Source organism: Streptomyces sp. NPDC001880, assembly GCF_053594575.1.
The window spans coordinates 1-18,472 of sequence record NZ_JBSFET010000101.1 but is presented as its reverse complement, the minus strand read 5'-3'; the positions used below and the strand labels follow the sequence as shown (position 1 = coordinate 18,472).

The window sequence follows — 18,472 nt, the reverse complement described above, 5'->3', positions numbered from 1 at the left end:
GGGGGGGGGGGGGGGGGGGGGGGGCCTGGGCGGCGACCGTGCGGGGGCCCCGCCCGGGGGCGCCCGCCGCGGGCCCGCACCCCGCCGGCGGCCATTGGTTCCGGTCGGCCGGTCGTACGAGCCGGCCGGGCACGATCGCGTCGAGCATCCGCCGGGTCGGCGGCCACCGGGGAAGGCCTCCATCGGTACTCCTCGTGGTGCTGGTTCATGGTCGGGCAGCGGCGGAGGCAGGCGGACTCGTTCGGCACGGCGGGGTGCGGTGTGCCGGTGCGTTACGTGGTCGGCGCGGCGCCTCCGGAGGGCGCGGGTGCCTGCGGCGTACGGGTCGCGGACGCCGGGTCGCGGTAGAAGTAGGGGGCGCGCAGGCGGTACTTGGCCCACAGGGCGGCCGGGACTCCGGTGACGAGGATGACCACCGGCACCAGGGTCAGGAAGCGGCCGTTGTCGGCGGCGAAGGCGAAGTGATCGGAGGACGTCCACAGACTGAAGACCATGTAACAACCGAGCCCGAGCAGTGCGAGCCCGCACACGACCGGCACCAGCACCGTGACCAGCAGCATGCGCGGATTGCGCCGTGTGTCCGGGGCGAAGGTGATTGCGCAGGCCAGGGCGGCGAAGGCGTAGTAGAGGGCGATCAGGATGCCGACGGAGGTGACGGATCCGACGATGATGTCCTGCAGACTGCCCAGACCGGCCGACAGCAGGGCCAGAACCGCGGACACCGCGGCGATCCGCAGAGTCGACACGTGCGGGGTACGACGGCGGGTGTGCAGCGCCGCCCAGCCGGCGCCGAGCACTCCGTCCCGGCTCATCGCGAGCGTCTGGCGCGCGGAGCCGATCAGTACCGACTGCACACACGCGATGATGGAGCACAGCAGGACGAGGGTGGTCACCGCCCGGCCGAAGCCCCCGGCCGCCATCTGTCCGATGTAGGGCAGCCCGCGCTCCCCGTTGGCCACCAGCTCCTCGGGTGTCAGGGCGCGCTGGAAGGCCACGGCCGCGAACAGGAACAGTCCGGCGACCGCCGCGAGCGACCACATCCCGGCCCGAGCCGAGGTGCGTGCGTCGGCGTTCTCCTCCGTCACCGAGAACGCGGTCTCCCAGCCCCAGTACATGAACACCGCCAGCAGGATCCCCATCGCCATCACCGAGGGCGAGGAGAAGACGGTGGGGGAGAACCAGCCGAGGTCGAAGGAGGCGGCGCGGCCGGCAACGACGGCCCACAGGCAGACCGCGAGGAGTACCACGAACTCAAGGCTGATGAGGACCAGTTGGAAGCGGGCGGCGACCTCGACGCCGAGAATCGCCAGCGCGGTGAGACCGGCGGCGAGGACCAGTCCCGCCGTCAACGAGGCGTACACCGGAGCATCGGCCAGGTTCACACCGGCCACCCGGTGCAGTCCCATCGAGTCGACGGCCAGCAGTGTGTACTGCCCCATCAGCGGGATGGCGTAGGACAGGAACAGCACCTGGGTGACGACGGTGACCCAGCCGATCATGTACCCCGGCATCGGCCCGACCGCTCTGCCCACCCACACGTACGCCGTGCCGCAGTTGGCCTCGCGCTGGTTCAGCTTGGTGTAGGCGAGCGCTATGCCCAGGATCGGCAGCAGACCCAGCAGGAAGGCCGCCGGGATCCCCACGCCCACCGAGGCGCCGATCACGCCCAGGCCGACGCCGATGCTGAAGGTCGGGCTGATGTTGGACAGAGAGAGCACGACCCCGTCCATCACCCCGAGCACCTTGGGCAGCGCCACGGGGTGTCCTGACGGGGCGCCGGCGGCTGCTGTGCCGGGTGCGGACGATGGGGGCGGGGGACCGGGCATGGGCTTCTCCTTGCCTCTGACGGCGGTGCGACGTGCCGGGGGTGCGGTACGGGTGGCGGCAGCGTGGCAGGGAAGCGACGGCAAAGTCAACGGTGATGACAACGCAGTTGACTCAGGACTGCCGGGGTTGGTGTACCGGGCTGCCACGGGCGGCACAACCGGCACAATGGGGCTGGGCCGACCGGAGTGAGGGGAGTGCGCAGTGGAGTCGCATACGGGGAAACGGGCCGCGGTCGCCAGGGGGGAGCGCGCCGACTCCGGCCGTCCGCGGCCGTCGCTCAGCCCCCGGCTGATCGTGGAGGCGTGCCTCGAACTGATGGACACCGAAGGAGCCGACGCCCTGACGTTCCGCCGGATCGGTGCCCAGCTGGGCGCCGACCCCACGGCCCTCTACCGGCACTTCCGCAACAAGGACGATCTGCTGCTGGCGGTGGCGGACCGTCTGCTGGAGGAGGGCATCGAAGGTTTCGACCCCTCCGACGACTGGCGGCAGACGCTGCGCGGCCTGTTCATCCGCATCCACAAGGTCTATCTCTCGCATCCGCGGGCCGCCGTGCTCGCCACGGTGCGCATCACGCGGCGCCCGGCCGAGATGAGGGCCATCGAGTTGACCCTCACCGCACTGTCCGACGCGGGATTTCCGTCCGAGGAGGCCGTGCGCCACTACCGTGCGCTGGTGGACTTCGTCTTGGCGTGGTCGTGCATGGACGCCACGTACTGCACGCTCGACGCACACACCCGCCGCGGCGACGAGTCCGCCTGGTCCGGCGAGTACGCGGCCGTTCCCGCCGCCACTCACCCCCATATAGCGGCGGCGGCACCCTACTTGGCCTCGGTGGAGGACGACGCCAACTTCCATTTCGCGCTGGACCTGATGCTGGACGCCATCGCCGCCCGCGCCCCCTCGAGCCCGGCCTGATCCAAACGAAAGACCCCAAGGGCTGTCCCGAATTCCCCGGCGGGCGCGGGACGACAGCTAGTGCCGCGGCAGGCAGCGTTCGCCCCGTCGCGACGCCCGGCACGCACTTTCGCCGCACCGACTAAGTCCCAAGTACGTCCAGTACGAGGGCTTTTGGCCGGTACGCCGAGAGCACGCACCGGACGCCGCTCCTCTCGACGGGCAAACGTTGCCCGCCGCGGGACTGGAGTGCCGCACTGTTCTCCGGCGAGTTGCGCCCACCGGAGTCGCTCCAGCTGATGTTCACCCTGCCCCCGGACGACGTGCGGATGCTGGACGGTTCCCCGGCCCGCTACCGCACCGGATCGCAACAGACCACCGTCAACGGCGTCACCCGCTGGGGCTCGGGCTGTCTGCCACTTGCAGGACCTCATGGCCGATGCCCGGTGAACGGCGCTCATGGACAACGCCCGACGAGCGGCGCGTCGGTGCGCGCGGCGGTCAGCGCGGCGTCCGGAGCCGGCGCGAGCGGGCTCCTGGCGTAGGCGTCGCGGACCGTGCAGGCCCGCAGATAGGAGGCGACCACGGCCGTCGCACGCGTTCTCCAGTTCCGTGAGGTGTCTTCCGTGATCCGCATCAGAGCGAGCCCTCCGCGTGCCGGACAGCGGCCTCGGCGAGCCCTCTGATCAGGGGATGGGGCCGGGTGCCGTCGCCGTGCAGTTCGGGCTGGAAGAGGGTGGCGAGGAAGAAGGGGTGTGCGGGCAGTTCGGCGATTCGAACCTCGCCCGCGTCGTCGATGCCGGTGAAGCGCAGCCCGTGCGAGCGCAGCAGGTCGAGATGGTGCGGATTGGGGCCGTAGTGGCAGTAGTAGCGCTCCATCGTGCGCTCGGCGCCGAGGAGTTGGGCGGCCCGCGAGCCGTCGGTGAGCTCGATCGCGCCCTCGTGGCCGACCAGCGAGCAGGCGAGCGGGACGACCACCGCGTCCTCGGCGGCCGTCAGCGGCTCGTTCTCGGTGTGACCGGCGTCCGTCAGGCCGCACACCCGGCGGGCGTACTCGAGCAGGGCGTGCTGAAAGCCCCCGCAGGTGCCCAGAAACGGAACGCCTTCCTCGCGCGCGGTACGAATCGCTGCGAGCGCTCCCGCTTCGCTGCGGTACGGGCTGCCGGGCAGCATCCAGACCGCGTCGAACCCCCCGACACCCTCCGTGGCTTCCTGCGTGGGGATCCAGTAGGCGTCGAGGTCCAGGCCGTCGCGGTTGCGCAGGGAGTCCAGCAGAACGGGGACGCGGGTGTGGGAGCGGACGGCCGGATCCCGGTCGCCGACCAGGGCAATGCGTGCGGTGTGGGTCATGAACCCCATCGAAACGCAGCTTCCGCATCACGTCCAACGATGATCAGTGCATCCAGCATTAGCGATACTGATGCACATGGACCCGCATCTGCTGCGTACCTTCGTCGCCGTCGTCGAACACCGCTCCTTCTCCGCCGCCGCCCAGGCACTGGGCTACACCCAGTCCGCCGTGTCCCAGCACATCGCCACCCTGGAGAACGATCTCGGCACCCGGCTGGTGGAGCGCCGCCCCGTCGGGCCGACAGCGGCGGGCGAACGGCTCATGGAGCACGCCTCACCGCTGCTGCTCCGCATCAACGCGGCCCGTGCCGATGTCGGCCGGGTCGGGCGGGCGCACCTCACAGGGCTGACCCTCGTCTGCTGTCCCGCGGCCCTCACGCCCTCCGTCGCCGGGGACCTGGCCCGCCTGCGCGCCGACACGCCGGGTCTCGCGGTGGACGTCCAGGTTCTCGGGCGGGAGGCGGTGGTGCGGGCGGTGCTCACCGGAGCCGCGGACCTGGGCCTGATCGACGGTGCGGCAGCCCCCAGCGACCCGCTGCCCGTGCCCGACGCGGGGCCCATGACCGGCCTGGCCGTGGCCGAGCAGCCCCTCGCCGTGCTTCTTCCCGCAGGTCACCCCCTGGCACACCGGGGCTCCCTGCGGCTCTTCGACCTCGCCGACGCCCACTGGATCGACGCCCCCGACACCGCCGTTCCCCTCGCCCAGCTGCGCGCCGCCGCCAACACCGACGGGTTCCGCCCGCACCTCACGTACGGCGGAACCGATGTGTACGGCCTCGGCATGCTCGTCGCCGCAGGTCACGGGCTGGCGGCCGTGCCCCTCTCCCTGGCCGCCGTACTGCCGGGCACGGTCGGCATCCGGCTCTCCGCGCCCCGCCTGGTCCACCGCACCGAGGTGCTCCACCCCCGGGCCCCGGCCGCCGTCGCGCAGGAACTCGTCGCCGGGCTCACCGGCTGACGACGAGCAGGCGACGGAACCGGCGGGCAGGCCCGGGGCGGGGCCGGGGCGACAGGTTCAGCGGGTACGGTCGATGAGGAACGGGAGGAGCACGAGGATCTCGCCGAGCGCGGCCGGGGCGAGCGGAACGCTCTCCAGGCTGCGGCGAGCGCTGTCCAGCTGCCGGTGGGCCTCGGCCAGGGCAGCGGAGCGTCCGCCGGCCTCCTCGACGAGCTCGGCCGCCCGCAGGGCGTCGGTGCCGTCGAGCGGGTTCCCGGTGCCGAGCAGCGTGCCGAGCCGCCGTGCGGCGGAACTGTCCGTAGCCAGGGCCGAGAGGACGGGGTACGTCTTCTTCAGCCGGCGCAGATCGCTGTGCACGGGTTTGCCCGTGGCCTCGGGGTCGCCCCAGATCCCGAGGAGATCGTCCACCGCCTGGAACGCCACCCCCAGATGCCGGCCCGCCCGGACGAGCGCGTCGACGGTCGGGGCCGGGGCGCCTGCGAGCACCGCGCCCAGGCCCGTTGCGCAGCCGAGCAGCGCACCTGTCTTGTGTTCGGCCATCCACCGGTATTCGTGCGGCTGCACCGCTTCGGGCCCGTTCCACGGCCGGGACTCGAAGAGCAGGTCGTCGGCCTGACCGCGGACCAGGTCGGCCAGTGTCCCGGCGAGATGCCGGACCGCCGTCGCGCTGTGCTTCCCGGGCGATTCTGCCAGGGTCTGCACGGCCAGCGCGAAGAGCGCGTCGCCCGCGAGGATCGCCGGGCCGGTGCCGTACGCCTTCCACACGGTGGCGCGCTGCCTGCGGGTCTCGTCGCCGTCCATGATGTCGTCGTGGAGGAGGGAGAAGACATGGATCAGCTCCACGGCGACCGCTCCCACCACCGCATCCTGCGCCGGTGCCCCGGCGGCCTCGGCGCTGAGCAGGGTGAGGGCCTGACGGACCCCCTTGCCCTGTGAGCCGGGGGCGGGGCTGCCGTCCGCCGCGCCCCATCCGAGGGAGAATGCTGCCATCTCCGCGTGCCACGGATGCAGGCGTCCTACGGCCTGTGCGAGCGCCGGGCGCACGAGGTCGCGGCAGCGGGCGAGCACTTCAGGCGCCGCGGCCTGGTGGGTTGCGGGCGGTGGTGTCATCGTCGTCAGCTCTCCCCGTGCGTGTCACCGTCGACCGGCGCCACACCGAGTTCGGCGTACGCCTTGTCCACCATGTCCCGGGCATTGAGCAGGCCGATCCGGTCGAGAGTGCGGCGCAACTCGTGCAGATCGGCCGCGGTCTCGTCCCGGTCGCGGCCGAGCCGGGCGAGCGATTTGACGAGGCCGAGCCGGGCCAGCGCCTCACCCCGGGGTTCGGTCATGGCGCGGAACTCCGCCAGCGCTTCCTCGTACATCTCGCGCGCCTTCTCGTACCGGCGGGCGCGGAAGAGGACATTGGCACGCATCTTGTGGTTGTACGCGAGCGCACTGGACAAATTCATCTCGCGACAGGTGAGTTCGGCCTCCGCGAGCAGGGCGAGGGCGCGCTCCGGATCACCGTCCCGCAGGGAGATGATGTCGGCCATGCCGCGCAGTGCCCACGCCCGGCCGCGCCGGTCGTCCGCGTTGCCGGCGAGCTCGGCCGCCTCTTCGAACATGGCCAGGGCCGTGTCGAGCGAGCCGGTGTTGCGGTGGATCTGCGCGATTCCCTCCAGCGCCCACACGGTGTGGCGTGCCTCGCCGCGCGCGCGTGCTTCGGCGAGCAGCTGTTCGTGGAGTGTGGCGACGGTCTCGTAGTCGCCCTGTATTCGGCCGGTCTCGGCAAGGCCTGCGAGGGAGTAGCCGCGGGCGACGATGTCCCCGCCGCGCTTGCCCATGTCGGCTGCGAGCCCCAACAGCCTGAAAGCAAGCCTGAGTTCACCACGTTGTCTGGCCAGCGTCCCGCCGCTCCACAGCGCCCAGGCCATCGCCCCGAGGTCACCGGCCGAGCGGGCGGACCGGTAGCTGGCCTTCCAGGCCCGATCGGCTTCCGTCACGTTGCCGAGCCTGCGGTGCGCCTCGGCGACGGCGAGCCCGCACCGAGCCACCTCCTGCTGTGAACCGGAGAGCTCGGCCTCCCTTAAGTGGCGTACACCTTCTGCCAGTACGTCTGTGAGAGAGGCGTTCACCGACATCTTGGTGAGGGCGCCTTGGTACTCGGGCGCCAGTGCCTTGCTGTGCATGGGGGCCTTTCGTGCGCGGCCGGATCGGATCGATCGGTACAGGAATCAACTATGCATTCCATGTATACGTTCAATGCATAGTTGCTTGATGGGGGGACCCGGGTTGCTCGTGAAGGGGCGGACGTGGCTTGTCGCTCGCGGCGAACCGCATTGCTGTGGATCAAGACGACGGTTGCCTGTCCGAGGTTGCTCCGCGAGGAATGGAAGTCGGCATTGCCGGTACGGCGGGACTGCGGTCCGGTGACCAATTCGTCGCCATCCGGCCAAAACCGCTCCGGCGTCGCCGACTTCACGCGCAAATGATCTTCACCCCCTTCGGCCCTTTCGGTGCTGATGCCACGGCAATGGGCGACCGATGCGCCCACGGGCCGGAAGCGGTGCCGGAATGGGCTGTGTGGTCCGGTTCCGTTGCGCTCGGCTCCCCTGCGCTCTCCTGCACTCCGGGGACGATGTACTCCTTGGTGCTCAAGCGGGCCTCCGCCGGCGGGGCGGCGCGGCTGATGGCCGGGGGCGTCGTCGAGACTGCTACCGGTGCGGCGGTGGCCCGCATCGGCGGTTTCGGGCTTCCGACTGCCTCCGGCCGGTTCAGGAACGTCGATCAGGGCTTCATCGAAAACTGCCTGTCGGCGGGGCGCGGATGCCGCGGATCACGGTGACGCACGGCAAGCCGGTCGGCACCGAAGCGGGCGCGGATCATGCGGGGAGCCTTCCCCCGCGGTCACCGACCCGTCGTCCGGAAACTGCCTGAGTGCCACCTCGGGGCTGTCCTGCAATCGCCGGTGGGAGCGTCCTGAATCGTTGAATCTCAAACCATGACTCGTCCGGCGCCCTGGATCAGGCGCGAGCGTCTGATCCAGGGCGCCGGCGGTGGACATGATGACGCCGGGCCCGCGGTCGGGGCCCCATTTCCTGTGGAGCGCCAGCGGCGCCTACTGGCTAAGCTCGACGAGGGGCCCAGTACGGGACGGAGGCTCCCATGACGACTCTCGAACCGCGCGATGTGCCCCCTCGCCTCGCCACCGGGGCGTTCATCCTGAATTCCGGCCTGGGCATGCTGAAGGCCGACGCGGAGACGGCCGAGGGCCTGCACGGCCTGGCCTGTGTCGCCTATCCCTTCCTGAAGAAGATCGAACCCGAGCGATTCACCCGGCTGCTCGCCTGGTCGGAGATCGCGGTCGGTGGCACGTTGCTCGCGCCTTTTGTGCCGACCCGACTGGCCGGGCTGGCGCTGACCGGGTTCTCCGGGGGCCTGATCGGTCTGTATCTACGGGTTCCCGGAATGCGGGAGCCCGGAAGTCTCCGGCCCACCGAGGCCGGAATCCCGATGGCCAAGGACTTCTGGATGATGGGCATCGGTCTCGGCTTCCTGAGCGCCAGGACCCGTTGGTCACGCACGGAGACGTCCAGGTGTCCATGGCACCGGTCCCCGGGCTGACTCACCGGCCGGGGACCGGACGGGCGGCGGCCCGGACCGTGACGGGCCCCGCACACAGAAGGAGTGATCATGACTGATTCGGACGAACTCAGCAGTCGCGTGCGGCAGATGCGGGCCAAGGCAAAGGACCTGAACGACGAAGCCGAGCGCGCCACCGACCCCGAGGAACGCCGGCGCCTGAAGGAGAAGGCCCGTCGGATCGAATCGGAGAGTGAGCAGGTCAGCGGCATGGCGAGTGGGGACATATACCCCTTGAAGTGAGCCCGGGAAGGCCCGCTTCCGTTCCCCCGGCTCTCGTACCGGCAGGACACGGTACGGGAGCCGGGGGATTCTGATGCGCCGCAGTCCAAGGTTGTTCATCGCCGTCGGCAAGGTGACCTTCGAGCCGGAATGCCGGGGCCATCGGTGCTGTCGGACCCGCATACTTCTGGCCGGATGCCGAGTACCGATGGAGGGGTGGGTATGCGAACGGTGTACAGCGGGGAACTGTCCGTCTGCTACCGGCAGTTCTACGTGGAGAGCAGGGACGACGAGGACGGTGCGCACTGGTCGGAAGCCTGCGCGGGACAGGCCAATGGGCTCTGCGGAGCCGCTGTACCCGGCTATCTGTACCTGATCACGAGCCTGCACACCGGTCAGGTGGGACTCACCGTCGAGGTGCACGACACCGTACCTCCGCTCGACGAAAGCTGGGAGGACGTGGTGGAGGTTCCGTTCCGGCCGGCTTCCCGGTCCACGGTCGTCCTGCCGTGGGGCGACGGTCCGTTGGTGTCCGTGGACCTGCCCGTGGCCGACCACCGTGTGCGGTACTGCGGACGTGACATGGACCGGGCACGCGAGGAGGAGCTCGACATTCTCGCCGGGGAGGCTCCCCCCGATCAGTACCTGTTGCAGTTCTGGCCGGCGGCGCCCCGCCCCGACGAGGTCGTCCGGCAGACGGCAGAGGCCGCGGACTATTGGCATCGGCAGACGCGCACTCTGCCGCCGCCTCCGTCACCACAACAGCGCGCCGAGGCCGAGCGCCGCCGGGCTGCGGAGCAGGCGCGAGCCGAGGAGGCGGAGGAGAGGCGAGCCGAAGCCCTGGCATGGGGCGGGCGGTTGCCCAGCCGGAGCCTTCGGGAGGTCGGCGGCAACGTAGCGGGACTGCTGCAGTTGGACAGCGGCCTCCTGCATGCTGTGGACGCGGCGGGACCGGTGGTCCAGCGGTCCGTCGCCCGCTGGGCCGCACACCGTGCCTATGAGGAAGCGGGCCTGAGCGGTGTCGACTGGATCGTGCCCGCGCTGGAGGCGCTGGACCGCGGACACGAGCTGCCGGCGCCGTTCGACGATCTCCGGCGCACCTGGGACCGTTTCCTCGCCGACCGGACGATTCCTCACACCCTCGTGGACTCGACCGACGGAGTCCGGGGAGGGTTCCTGAAGCAGGCCATGGCGGTGCCCGCGCTGTTCGACGCGACGGAGACGGACCCGCTGCGTGCGGCGCTCGACGCGCTGTTCGCAGCGGCGGCCACGTACGGCAGCGACCACCCCCGCTTGTTCGACGAGGTGCGCAGGCGGTTCACCATGCTGTAGGCCGTGGCCGGGAAGGTGTTCTCCCGGACGGACCCGGCCACGGTGCCCCTGCGCCTCACCGGCTCAACACGGCTGTGGCAATGGCGACTTGGGACGGTTCCAGGGCGGTCTTCCCGTCCTCGATGTCCCAGAGTGCATTCTGCAGTACACGGCCCAGGGTCCAGCCGGTCGCCTGCTGCCGGTTCAGGTCGAGCACCTCGGTCAGCCGGTCGAAGCGGCGGAGCACCGTGCCTGTCACATCGCCGGTCGCCACCACCTCGGCCCAGCGGTTGTCCATCGCCGGCAACAGCTCGAACCCGGGGTCACCGGCCAGAGGTTGAGGATCGATGGCCAGCCACGGTTCCCGTTCTCCGGCGAGGATGTTGTCGTAGTGCAGGTCCCAGTGCAGCAGGCGGTCGCCCGGCTCGCCGATGAGTTCGGCCACCGCGGACGCGCAGGTGCGTACCAGTTTCCGTTCGGCCGGGTCGTGCAGCATCGGCGCGGCGCGCGGTGCCTCGTCGAGCATGGCCGCGGCGATGTCGGCCAGCTGCCGAAAGCCCGGTGGCGCGGGCACCGCGACCAGGCGGGCCAGCAGCTCGGCGAGGATCTGCACCGCGGCCGCGTCGTCGGCCACTACCGACAGCGGCCGCGCCTCGTCCAGCCGTTCGAGCAGCATGGTGCCGGTGCCCGGGTCGTGGTCGAGCAGGCGCACCGCACCGTTGCCGTTCCATACCCGCAGGCCCGGCGCGGCGTCGACGTTGTCCTCGGCGACCTGCTGGAGCTTCAGCGCCGCGGGCGTACCGTCCGCGCGGGTCACCGGCAGCACGAGCGAGGCCATGCCGTGTGCCGCGGTGCCGTCCAGCCGCAGGCTCCAGCGCTCCAGGAAGTCCGCGGCGAGTCCGGGCAGCGCGGAGATCCAGGCACGGGCCGACGCACCACCGCTCTCGCCGTAGGACGCGGCGAACGCGTCGGGGACATCGATGGGGCGGGAGGTGCTCACGGGTCTCTCCTTCGTCGGTTCCGGAACGGTTCGGGTGCGAGGGAGGCCGTGGCGGCGCCCGGCTTCCGGGCCGGTGTCAGAGCATGCGGCCACCCTACGCGGATGGCGAGGCACGGTGCGTGTCGATGGCGGGGGAGAGGGCTTGCAGCGGTGATGGTGATGGCATGAACAGTGCTTCCCTTTTGACCGACGCGTTCACCCGCGTCCGGGAGACCGTGCACTCGGCGGTCGAGGGCCTTTCACGCGCCGACCTCCATGCTCGTCTCGACGACGGTGCGAACTCGATCGGCTGGCTCGTATGGCATCTCACCCGGATCCAGGACGACCACGTCTCGGACGCGGCCGGTGTCGAGCAGGTCTGGTTCTCCGAGGACTGGGCCTCCCGCTTCGATCTGCCCTTCGCGAAGGAGGCCACCGGGTACGGACACAGCGCCGCCGATGTCGCGGCGGTGCAGGTGCGCTCGGCGGAGCTGCTGCTCGGCTACCACGACGCGGTCCACGCCCGGACCGTCGAGTTCGTGCGAGGGCTCGACGACGGGGCCCTGGACCACATCGTCGACGAGGCATGGTCGCCGCCGGTCAGTCTCGGGGTGCGTCTGATCAGCGTCATCTCGGATGATCTGCAGCACGCGGGCCAGGCCGCCTTCGTCCGGGGAACGCTGGAGCGTCGGTAGACGGGACCCGGGGGAGCGGGCCCCGGTGCGGGTGCCGGCGACCGGCGGCCGACCGTTGCCGCGTCGGGGCTCCGCCGCGTGATCGATAGATTGATCCGCACGGCTCGGCCGGAGCCCTGGACCTCGATGACCGGAGGCACACATGGGAAGTGACGTACGTTCACGTATATCGGCGTATGCGATCGCTGTCGTGGAGCACCAGCTGCTGCTCACCCAACTCTCGGACAGCTCACCGGTCTTCATGCCCGGTCTGTGGCATCTGCCCGGCGGCGGCATCGATCCCGGTGAGCAGCCGCGTCAGACGCTGGCACGTGAACTGTGCGAGGAGACCGGCCTCGAACTCCTGGATGCCCGGCTGGTGGACGCCCGCTCGTACAGCGCGCACCGGCTCGGAGTGAACTGGCACCTCGTGGGGCTCTTCTACCTGGTCGACCTCAAACCGGGACCGCTCGCGGTCACCAAGTCCGACGACTCCACCTCCGCCGTCAGCTGGATGCCCTTGTCGGGCCTGGAGGAGTCACTGCTGTCCCCGGCGGCTGTCGACGGTCTCGCGATGATCGGCGCGCAGGAGACGCGGTAGCGGGCGCGGCAGCGGGCCGGTAGCCCACCGCCCCACCGCCGGAAATCCGGATGCGGGCCGGACCGGCCCGGTGGTGGGATGGCGCGATGCGAAGTGATACGGCGGCGGTGGACCGAGGGAAGTACCCGGACGCGGTGACGCCCTGGGAGCGGGAGGACTGGCGGGCGGACGCCCTCGCATGGGCGGAGCGCGGGCTTGCCGCGCATGGGCTGCACGGAACCGGGCCACGGAAGGTGAGACTGCGGCCGTGGTCCGTGCTGGTGCGGATGCCCGTCGCGGGCGGCGAAGCCGTCTGGTTCAAGGCCAACCCGCCCGCCAGCGCCTTCGAGGCGGGGCTGACCGAGGCACTGGCCCGCTGGGTGCCCGGGTACGTACTGCGGCCGCTCGCCGTCGACGCTGACCGGGGCTGGTCGCTGCTGCCGGACGGCGGCACGCTCTTCCGTGACGCACTCGACTCGGCGGCGGCCCCGGTCGATCCGTGTGCCTGGGAGGAACCGCTGCGGCAGTACGCCGCGATGCAACGCGCCCTCGTTCCCTACGCCGACGAGCTCGAACGGCTCGGTGTCCCCGGCGCGCGCACCGCCGCACTCGCGGAGACCTTCGACCGGACCGTGGCGGGGAACACCGCACTGGAGCCCGCCGACCGCCGGGCCCTGGGCGAGCTGCGGCCCCGGCTCGTCGAATGGTGCGAGGAGCTCACGGCAGCGGGCATCGCGGACACGCTCGACCACTCCGACCTGCACGACGGCCAGCTCTTCGCGCCGGAGCCGGGCCGTTTCACGTTCTTCGACTGGGGCGACGCGGCCGTCGCCCACCCTTTCTGCAGCTTTCTCGTCCCCGCCCGCGCCGCCCGCGAGCGGTTCGGACCCGAGGCGCTGCCCCGGCTGCGGGATGCCTACCTGGAACAGTGGACGGGCGACGGCCGCACCACGGCCGGGCTGCGGCGAGCGCTGAGCCTGGCCTGGCGGCTCGGGGCGATCGGCCGGGCCTGCTCCTGGGGACGGCTCTTCCCCGGCGCGTACAGCGGCGTAGGCGGGGCCGGCGATGCGCAGGGCGCGCGCTGGCTGCTCGAAGTCTTCGCCGAGCCACCGCTGTAGGGATGTCCGGCGGGACGGGGCCGGTGGGCCGGGCCGGGACAGCGGCAACTGCACCATGCAGGTCTACTCCTGCGAGCGGCCTTCGCGCACATCCCGCTCCAGGTGGTGCAGTAGCCCTCCGGTGCCGACGGGTGCTTGTGGCTTTCCGTACCCGGGCGTCGTGGTCTCAGGCGTCGATACGGAGTTTCTTCGCCACAGCCGGGGGCACCGGGTAGATCCGCTCGGGCGGAAGCAGCCGCTGAGCCTGCGCGGACCGGCCGCTCCGTCTGAGCGCCGCGATCTTCTGGACCCGGGGCGTCACATCGGTGAGGCCGACGACCCACTCCTCGGCGAACGTTCGGATCAGACCGCGTCCCACTCCGACCTGGATGCTGTAGTGGTTGAGAGCCGCGCCCCGCAGCGAGCGCTCGGGATCCCACTGGACATGCACGGGAGACTCGGCGACAGCTGACGGGTCGGCCGTCGTCAGCACGGCCTGCGCGAGCGCCTCCTCCCATCCGGCCCGGGTGATCCGTACCGCGAGAATCCGCTCCTGGCCCGACTTCTGCGCCCAGTTGCTGCGGTGCATGAGCCAGAGGAATGACGGCTTGATCCAGGTCATCCGGTTGAAGGAGAACGGCGGCACGAACCTGTTCGCCCGCAGGGCAGGCCCGGCGACCGCCGGGGAGTACGCCTGATAGACGACGATCGTACGGGCGTCGTAGTCGGCCCGGATCCGGTGCTGCGCGGTCATGCGCCACAGATTTTCACGCAGCGGATCTTCGTCGCGATCGGTTTTCCCGCCGCCGGAACTCCTCCGTCCACGGACACTGGGACCTCGCGTCCGTCTTTGGTGCGGCGCACCGTCGGGGCCCCATTCTTTTGTGCGGTACGACCACTCGGAGCCGGTCCGGCGCCGCTTATTGTTCCCTCACTCGGCGGCGGAGTGCCGCTCCCTCGGAGGTGACCATGGCCGGCACCGCAGGCACGGAGCTCAGGAGCAGAAGGGCCCGAAGGCCCCGGGCGGCCGCCGCGGTGGTCACGGCGCTCGGCCCGGTCGGCACCGCGGCCGCGTGCGGTGGCGGCACGTCCGCCGGCGGCGTCGGCGGCTCGACGGTGGTGGTCGCCGTCGCCGGCGATCCCGGCAGCTCCCACCTGTTCCTCCTGGGCGGCCGGCCCTCGCATCGGGAGGACTGTTCCCGCAGGCTGGTCGAATGGGTCACCACGCACACCGACCGCAGAACGAAACGGAATCGGAGCACGACATGACCGACACCACCGAGCTGTCAGCCCGCTGGACCTCCCGGCTCACCGAACTCGCCGCCCGTCACGGTGGAGATTGCGGAGCGGGACGGCGGTCTGGCGATGCTGGACCGGATTACCGGACCCACTGGCCGAAACCGGCCCCCGACACGGAGAAGGAGTACGAGATGCACCCCGTCGAGCCGGGCCTGTGCGTCGTGCAGCGGCCGGGGTTCGGTCTCTGGGTCCCGGTCGTCTTCCGTACACTCGACGACGGCACTCCGTACATCCATCACGGTGGCCGCTCCACTCCCAAGGCGGTCTGACGTGACCGCGATCGTTTCCGCCCTGGAGGCCGGACTGCCGGGCCTGCTGGCCGACATCGAGGAGCTGGTGGGCACCGAGTCGCCCAGCGAGGACCTGGCCGCGGTCACCGAGTGCGCCCACGTCGCCGCCGGGATCGGCACCCGGCTGACCGGTGCGGCGCCCGAGTGGATCGACGGCTCGGGACGGCCCGCCCTGCGCTGGCGCTTCGGCTCCGGCGACCGGGTGCTGCTGCTCGGCCACTTCGACACGGTGTGGCCGGTGGGTTCCCTGGCCGGGCACCCCTTCGAGGTCGCCGGAGGCAGGCTCACCGGACCCGGCTGCTTCGACATGAAGGCAGGTGTGGCGCAACTGTTCCACGCCCTCTCGGTGCTGGACGACCTGGACGGGGTCTCGGTGCTGCTCACCGGCGACGAGGAGATCGGCGCCCCCACCTCGCGCGCCCTGATCGAGGCCGAGGCCCGCCGCACCCGGGCCGTGCTCGTCCTGGAGGCGAGCGAGGGCGGCGCGCTGAAGACCGAGCGCAAGGGGATGTCCGGCTACGGGCTGACCATCGCCGGACGCGCCGCGCACGCCGGCCTGGAACCCCACAAGGGAGTCAACACGACCACCGAACTTGCCCACCAGGTACTCGCGTTGTCCGCCCTCGCCGACCCGGCGGCCGGCACCACCGTGACACCGACCGTGGCCTCCTCCGGCACCACCCGCAACACGGTGCCCGCCGCGGCCCGGCTGATGGTCGACGTACGCGTGGCGACGCCCGCCGAACAGGACCGGGTGGACCGTGCCGTGCACGCCCTCCTGCCGGTGCTCGACGGCGCCTCGCTCACGTTCTCCGGCGGCCCGGACCGACCGCCGCTGCCCGCGGCCGCCTCGGCCGAGCTGTTCGGACTCGCCCGCGACCACTACGCGGAGCTGGGTTTCGGCACCCTGCGCGGTGTCGCGGTCGGGGGCGGCTCCGACGGCAACCTCACCGCCGGAGCGGGCACCCCGACCCTCGACGGCCTGGGGGCGGTGGGCGGCGGGGCACACGCCGACGACGAGCATGTGATCGTCGCCGAACTGCCCCGCCGCGCCGCACTCGTGGCCTCCCTGGTGGCCTCGCTGCAGCGCAGGTCACCTGCCGGCCCGGGCAAGGTGGGACCGTGAGCGCCGCGCAGGCGGCTGCCGCGACGGCCGCCGCGGACCTGGCCGCCGAGCGTGCGGGCGTCACCATCAGGGAATTGCACGGCCTGGACGAGATGCACGAGGCCTGCCGGGTACTGGACCGGATCTGGCGCCCCGATCCCGGAAACCCGCTGATCACCCCCGAGCTGCTGCGGGTCTTCGCCCACTCCGGCAGCTATGTCGTCGGGATCGACCGGGGCGGCCGGATGATCGGATTCTGCCTCGGCTTCCTGGCCAGCGTCGGACTCCACTCGCACATCGCCGGAGTGGATGACAGCGCCCGCGGCGGCAATGTCGGCTTCGCGGTCAAACAGCATCAGCGGGCCTGGTCCCTGGCCCGCTCCATCACCACCGTCACCTGGACCTTCGACCCGCTGATCAGCCGCAACGCCTACTTCAACCTGGCCAAACTGGGCGCGGCACCCAGCGAGTACCTGGCCGACTTCTACGGGGTCATGCAGGACGAGGTCAACGCCGGGACCGAGACGGACCGGCTGATGGTGCGCTGGGAGCTGACCGGCGAGCACGCCGTCGGATCGGCCGCGGGCACCCCCCACATCGTCACCGCCGACGGCGCGGGTGCCCGCACCGTGGTCGGACTGGACGCCGAACCCGACGGCAGTCCCGTCGTCGGGCGGCAGGACGGCGACACCGTCCTGGTCCGGATCCCCGCCGAGGCCGAGGAACTGCGCCGGACCGACCCGCCCCTGGCCCGCGCATGGCGGTACGCGCTGCGCGAGGTACTCGGCGGCCTGATGGCCGAGGGGCACACCGTCACCGGATTCACCCGGGACGGCTGGTACGTGATCGACAGACGTCAGGAGAGTCAGGCATGAAACTCGTCGGTGTGGAACTGCACCGGATCGCGATGCCGCTGGTCGCACCGTTCCGGACCTCGTTCGCCACGGTGACCACCCGGGAGATCCTGCTGGTCAGGGTCGAGACCGAGGCCCACGAGGGTTACGGCGAATGCGTCACCATGGCCGATCCGGTGTACTCCTCGGAGTACACCGCGGGCGCCGCGGACGTGCTGCGCGGCCATCTCGTCCCCGCGCTCGCCGCCCTGCCGGACCTCGACCCCTGGGCGGTCGCCCCGGCACTGGCCGCGTTCAAGGGCCACCGGATGGCCAAGGCCGCCCTGGAGACCGCGGTCCTCGACGCCTGGCTGCGCTCCCACGACCTGTCGATGGGCCAGTGGCTGGGCGCGACGGCCGAACGGGTACCGGCCGGGGTTTCGGTCGGCATCATGGACTCGGTCCCCGCACTGCTCGACGCCGTCGACGGCTACCTCTCCGAGGGCTATCTGCGGATCAAGCTGAAGATCGAGCCCGGCTGGGACGTGGCCCCGGTGCGAGCGGTCCGGGAACGCTTCGGCGACGACGTACTGCTCCAGGTGGACGCCAACACCGCGTACACCCTCGCCGACGCCGCACAGCTGGCCCGGCTCGACCCGTACGGGCTGCTGCTGATCGAGCAGCCCCTGGACGAGGAGGACGTCAGGGGACACGCGGAACTCGCCAGAAGGGTCCGTACCCCCATCTGCCTGGACGAGTCGATCGTGTCCGCCCGTTCGGCGGCCGACGCCATCGCGTTGGGCGCCTGCTCGGTCGTCAACATCAAGCCGGGGCGGGTCGGCGGCTATCTGGAGGCCCGGCGGATCCACGACGTGTGTGCCGCGAACGGAGTCCCCGTCTGGTGCGGAGGGATGCTGGAGACCGGCCTCGGCCGGGCCGCCAACGTCGCCCTCGCGGCACTGCCCGGCTTCACCCTGCCCGGCGACACATCGGCGTCCGACCGGTACTACCGGACCGACATCACCGAGCCGTTCGTGCTGCGGGACGGCCATCTCGACGTGCCGCGAGGACCCGGCCTCGGAATCTCCCCGGTCCCCGGGCAACTGGCCGAGGTGACCGCGTCGACGGAATGGATCGGACGATGACCGGCCCCGGACCCCGGCCGGCCGGCCCCGCCGTCCACAGGCCGCGATCAACCACCTTGTGGAGATGACGGAGCAGCCACGGGCTGTGCTCGGCCGGATCCTCAACGATTTCGGGTCGACCCTGATCGAAGTGGTGGCCGGGAAGGCCGACCCGGCCCGCACCGCCAGCGGGGTGCAGATCCAGGACCCGTTACCTTTTTCGTGCCCCGCAATGGGGCGCCTGGCCTCCGGGTCCGGTATGGCTGTGTGCCCCCTGTCGAAGTCGATGACCTGGGGGGTGT

Annotated in this window: 22 protein-coding genes and 1 pseudogene; 16 read left to right on the top strand and 7 right to left on the bottom strand. The window is 71.2% G+C overall.

The annotated features are described in order from the left end of the window. Positions 1-272: 272 nt before the first annotated feature. Positions 273-1,757: an APC family permease gene (locus ACWCQ6_RS31195; protein WP_451094919.1), complete on the bottom strand. Its 1,485-nt coding sequence runs from the start codon at positions 1,755-1,757 to the stop codon at positions 273-275. A gap of 271 nt (positions 1,758-2,028) precedes the next feature. Here ACWCQ6_RS31195 and ACWCQ6_RS31190 point away from each other — a divergent pair, with 271 nt between their 5' ends. Both ACWCQ6_RS31190 and ACWCQ6_RS31185 read left to right on the top strand, forming a co-directional pair. Further along, positions 2,029-2,745, top strand: a complete 717-nt coding sequence (locus ACWCQ6_RS31190) for a TetR/AcrR family transcriptional regulator (RefSeq protein ID WP_451094917.1) — start codon at positions 2,029-2,031, stop codon at positions 2,743-2,745. A 230-nt stretch (positions 2,746-2,975) separates the two neighbouring features. Beyond that, a pseudogene (locus ACWCQ6_RS31185) lies at positions 2,976-3,128 on the top strand (peptidase); the annotation flags it as partial. A 53-nt stretch (positions 3,129-3,181) separates the two neighbouring features. Here ACWCQ6_RS31185 and ACWCQ6_RS31180 read toward each other — a convergent pair. Both ACWCQ6_RS31180 and ACWCQ6_RS31175 read right to left on the bottom strand, forming a co-directional pair. Then, positions 3,182-3,361, bottom strand: a complete 180-nt coding sequence (locus tag ACWCQ6_RS31180) for a hypothetical protein (RefSeq protein ID WP_451094915.1) — start codon at positions 3,359-3,361, stop codon at positions 3,182-3,184. After that, positions 3,361-4,074, bottom strand: coding sequence for a CTP synthase C-terminal region-related (seleno)protein (locus ACWCQ6_RS31175; protein WP_451094913.1), 714 nt, complete (start codon positions 4,072-4,074; stop codon positions 3,361-3,363). Before ACWCQ6_RS31175 ends, ACWCQ6_RS31180 begins: the two co-directional genes overlap by 1 nt. Before the next feature lie 76 nt (positions 4,075-4,150). Between ACWCQ6_RS31175 and ACWCQ6_RS31170 the strand changes: the two genes are divergently transcribed. Continuing rightward, positions 4,151-5,032 carry a LysR family transcriptional regulator gene (locus ACWCQ6_RS31170; RefSeq protein WP_451094911.1) on the top strand — a complete coding sequence of 294 codons (882 nt, stop codon included), beginning with the start codon at positions 4,151-4,153 and terminating at the stop codon, positions 5,030-5,032. 57 nt (positions 5,033-5,089) lie between these two features. Here the strand turns inward: ACWCQ6_RS31170 and ACWCQ6_RS31165 are convergent, their stop codons facing one another. Both ACWCQ6_RS31165 and ACWCQ6_RS31160 read right to left on the bottom strand, forming a co-directional pair. Beyond that, positions 5,090-6,142 carry a polyprenyl synthetase family protein gene (locus tag ACWCQ6_RS31165; protein WP_451094909.1) on the bottom strand — a complete coding sequence of 351 codons (1,053 nt, stop codon included), beginning with the start codon at positions 6,140-6,142 and terminating at the stop codon, positions 5,090-5,092. A 5-nt stretch (positions 6,143-6,147) separates the two neighbouring features. Beyond that, a complete protein-coding gene (locus ACWCQ6_RS31160) occupies positions 6,148-7,203 on the bottom strand; it encodes a tetratricopeptide repeat protein (RefSeq protein ID WP_451094907.1) in 1,056 nt (351 codons plus the stop codon). Between the two features lie 128 nt (positions 7,204-7,331). On the opposite strand from ACWCQ6_RS31160, the gene ACWCQ6_RS31155 reads away from it, so the two are divergent. The 4 genes from ACWCQ6_RS31155 (at position 7,332) to ACWCQ6_RS31140 (ending at position 10,210) form a co-directional block, all read left to right on the top strand. Further along, entirely contained in the window at positions 7,332-7,859 is a 528-nt protein-coding gene (locus tag ACWCQ6_RS31155; protein WP_451094905.1) for a hypothetical protein, read from the top strand. 320 nt (positions 7,860-8,179) lie between these two features. Further along, positions 8,180-8,638 carry a hypothetical protein gene (locus ACWCQ6_RS31150; protein WP_451094903.1) on the top strand — a complete coding sequence of 153 codons (459 nt, stop codon included), beginning with the start codon at positions 8,180-8,182 and terminating at the stop codon, positions 8,636-8,638. A 69-nt stretch (positions 8,639-8,707) separates the two neighbouring features. Further along, a complete protein-coding gene (locus tag ACWCQ6_RS31145; RefSeq protein ID WP_451094901.1) occupies positions 8,708-8,899 on the top strand; it encodes a DUF6381 family protein in 192 nt (63 codons plus the stop codon). 201 nt (positions 8,900-9,100) lie between these two features. Next, a complete protein-coding gene (locus tag ACWCQ6_RS31140; protein ID WP_451094899.1) occupies positions 9,101-10,210 on the top strand; it encodes a hypothetical protein in 1,110 nt (369 codons plus the stop codon). 55 nt (positions 10,211-10,265) lie between these two features. On the opposite strand, the gene ACWCQ6_RS31135 is transcribed toward ACWCQ6_RS31140, so the two are convergent. After that, on the bottom strand, positions 10,266-11,189 hold the full coding sequence (locus ACWCQ6_RS31135; RefSeq protein WP_451094897.1) for an aminoglycoside phosphotransferase family protein: 924 nt from the start codon (positions 11,187-11,189) through the stop codon (positions 10,266-10,268). Positions 11,190-11,353: 164 nt separating this feature from the next. Here ACWCQ6_RS31135 and ACWCQ6_RS31130 point away from each other — a divergent pair, with 164 nt between their 5' ends. The 3 genes from ACWCQ6_RS31130 to ACWCQ6_RS31120 all read left to right on the top strand — a co-directional run bounded on the left by ACWCQ6_RS31130 (position 11,354) and on the right by ACWCQ6_RS31120 (position 13,540). Next, entirely contained in the window at positions 11,354-11,863 is a 510-nt protein-coding gene (locus tag ACWCQ6_RS31130; protein ID WP_451094895.1) for a mycothiol transferase, read from the top strand. 142 nt (positions 11,864-12,005) lie between these two features. Continuing rightward, positions 12,006-12,443 carry an NUDIX hydrolase gene (locus tag ACWCQ6_RS31125; RefSeq protein WP_451094893.1) on the top strand — a complete coding sequence of 146 codons (438 nt, stop codon included), beginning with the start codon at positions 12,006-12,008 and terminating at the stop codon, positions 12,441-12,443. An 86-nt stretch (positions 12,444-12,529) separates the two neighbouring features. Then, on the top strand, positions 12,530-13,540 hold the full coding sequence (locus ACWCQ6_RS31120; RefSeq protein WP_451094891.1) for a phosphotransferase: 1,011 nt from the start codon (positions 12,530-12,532) through the stop codon (positions 13,538-13,540). Positions 13,541-13,706: 166 nt separating this feature from the next. On the opposite strand, the gene ACWCQ6_RS31115 is transcribed toward ACWCQ6_RS31120, so the two are convergent. Further along, positions 13,707-14,273: a DUF4291 domain-containing protein gene (locus ACWCQ6_RS31115; RefSeq protein ID WP_451094889.1), complete on the bottom strand. Its 567-nt coding sequence runs from the start codon at positions 14,271-14,273 to the stop codon at positions 13,707-13,709. A gap of 215 nt (positions 14,274-14,488) precedes the next feature. Between ACWCQ6_RS31115 and ACWCQ6_RS31110 the strand changes: the two genes are divergently transcribed. The 6 genes from ACWCQ6_RS31110 to ACWCQ6_RS31085 all read left to right on the top strand — a co-directional run. After that, complete coding sequence (locus tag ACWCQ6_RS31110) at positions 14,489-14,788, top strand: hypothetical protein (protein WP_451094887.1); 300 nt, start codon at positions 14,489-14,491, stop codon at positions 14,786-14,788. Next, the gene (locus ACWCQ6_RS31105; protein WP_451094885.1) at positions 14,785-15,087 is read left to right on the top strand and encodes a hypothetical protein; all 303 of its coding nucleotides are present in this window, start codon (positions 14,785-14,787) and stop codon (positions 15,085-15,087) included. Before ACWCQ6_RS31110 ends, ACWCQ6_RS31105 begins: the two co-directional genes overlap by 4 nt. 1 nt (position 15,088) lies before the next feature. Then, complete coding sequence (locus ACWCQ6_RS31100) at positions 15,089-16,234, top strand: M20 family metallopeptidase (RefSeq protein ID WP_451094884.1); 1,146 nt, start codon at positions 15,089-15,091, stop codon at positions 16,232-16,234. Further along, a complete protein-coding gene (locus ACWCQ6_RS31095) occupies positions 16,231-17,088 on the top strand; it encodes a GNAT family N-acetyltransferase (protein WP_451094882.1) in 858 nt (285 codons plus the stop codon). Before ACWCQ6_RS31100 ends, ACWCQ6_RS31095 begins: the two co-directional genes overlap by 4 nt. Beyond that, positions 17,085-18,191 carry an o-succinylbenzoate synthase gene (gene menC / locus ACWCQ6_RS31090; RefSeq protein ID WP_451094880.1) on the top strand — a complete coding sequence of 369 codons (1,107 nt, stop codon included), beginning with the start codon at positions 17,085-17,087 and terminating at the stop codon, positions 18,189-18,191. Before ACWCQ6_RS31095 ends, menC begins: the two co-directional genes overlap by 4 nt. A gap of 64 nt (positions 18,192-18,255) precedes the next feature. Further along, positions 18,256-18,472 (top strand): hypothetical protein (locus ACWCQ6_RS31085; RefSeq protein WP_451094878.1); only part of this gene is annotated, 217 nt, incomplete at its 3' end.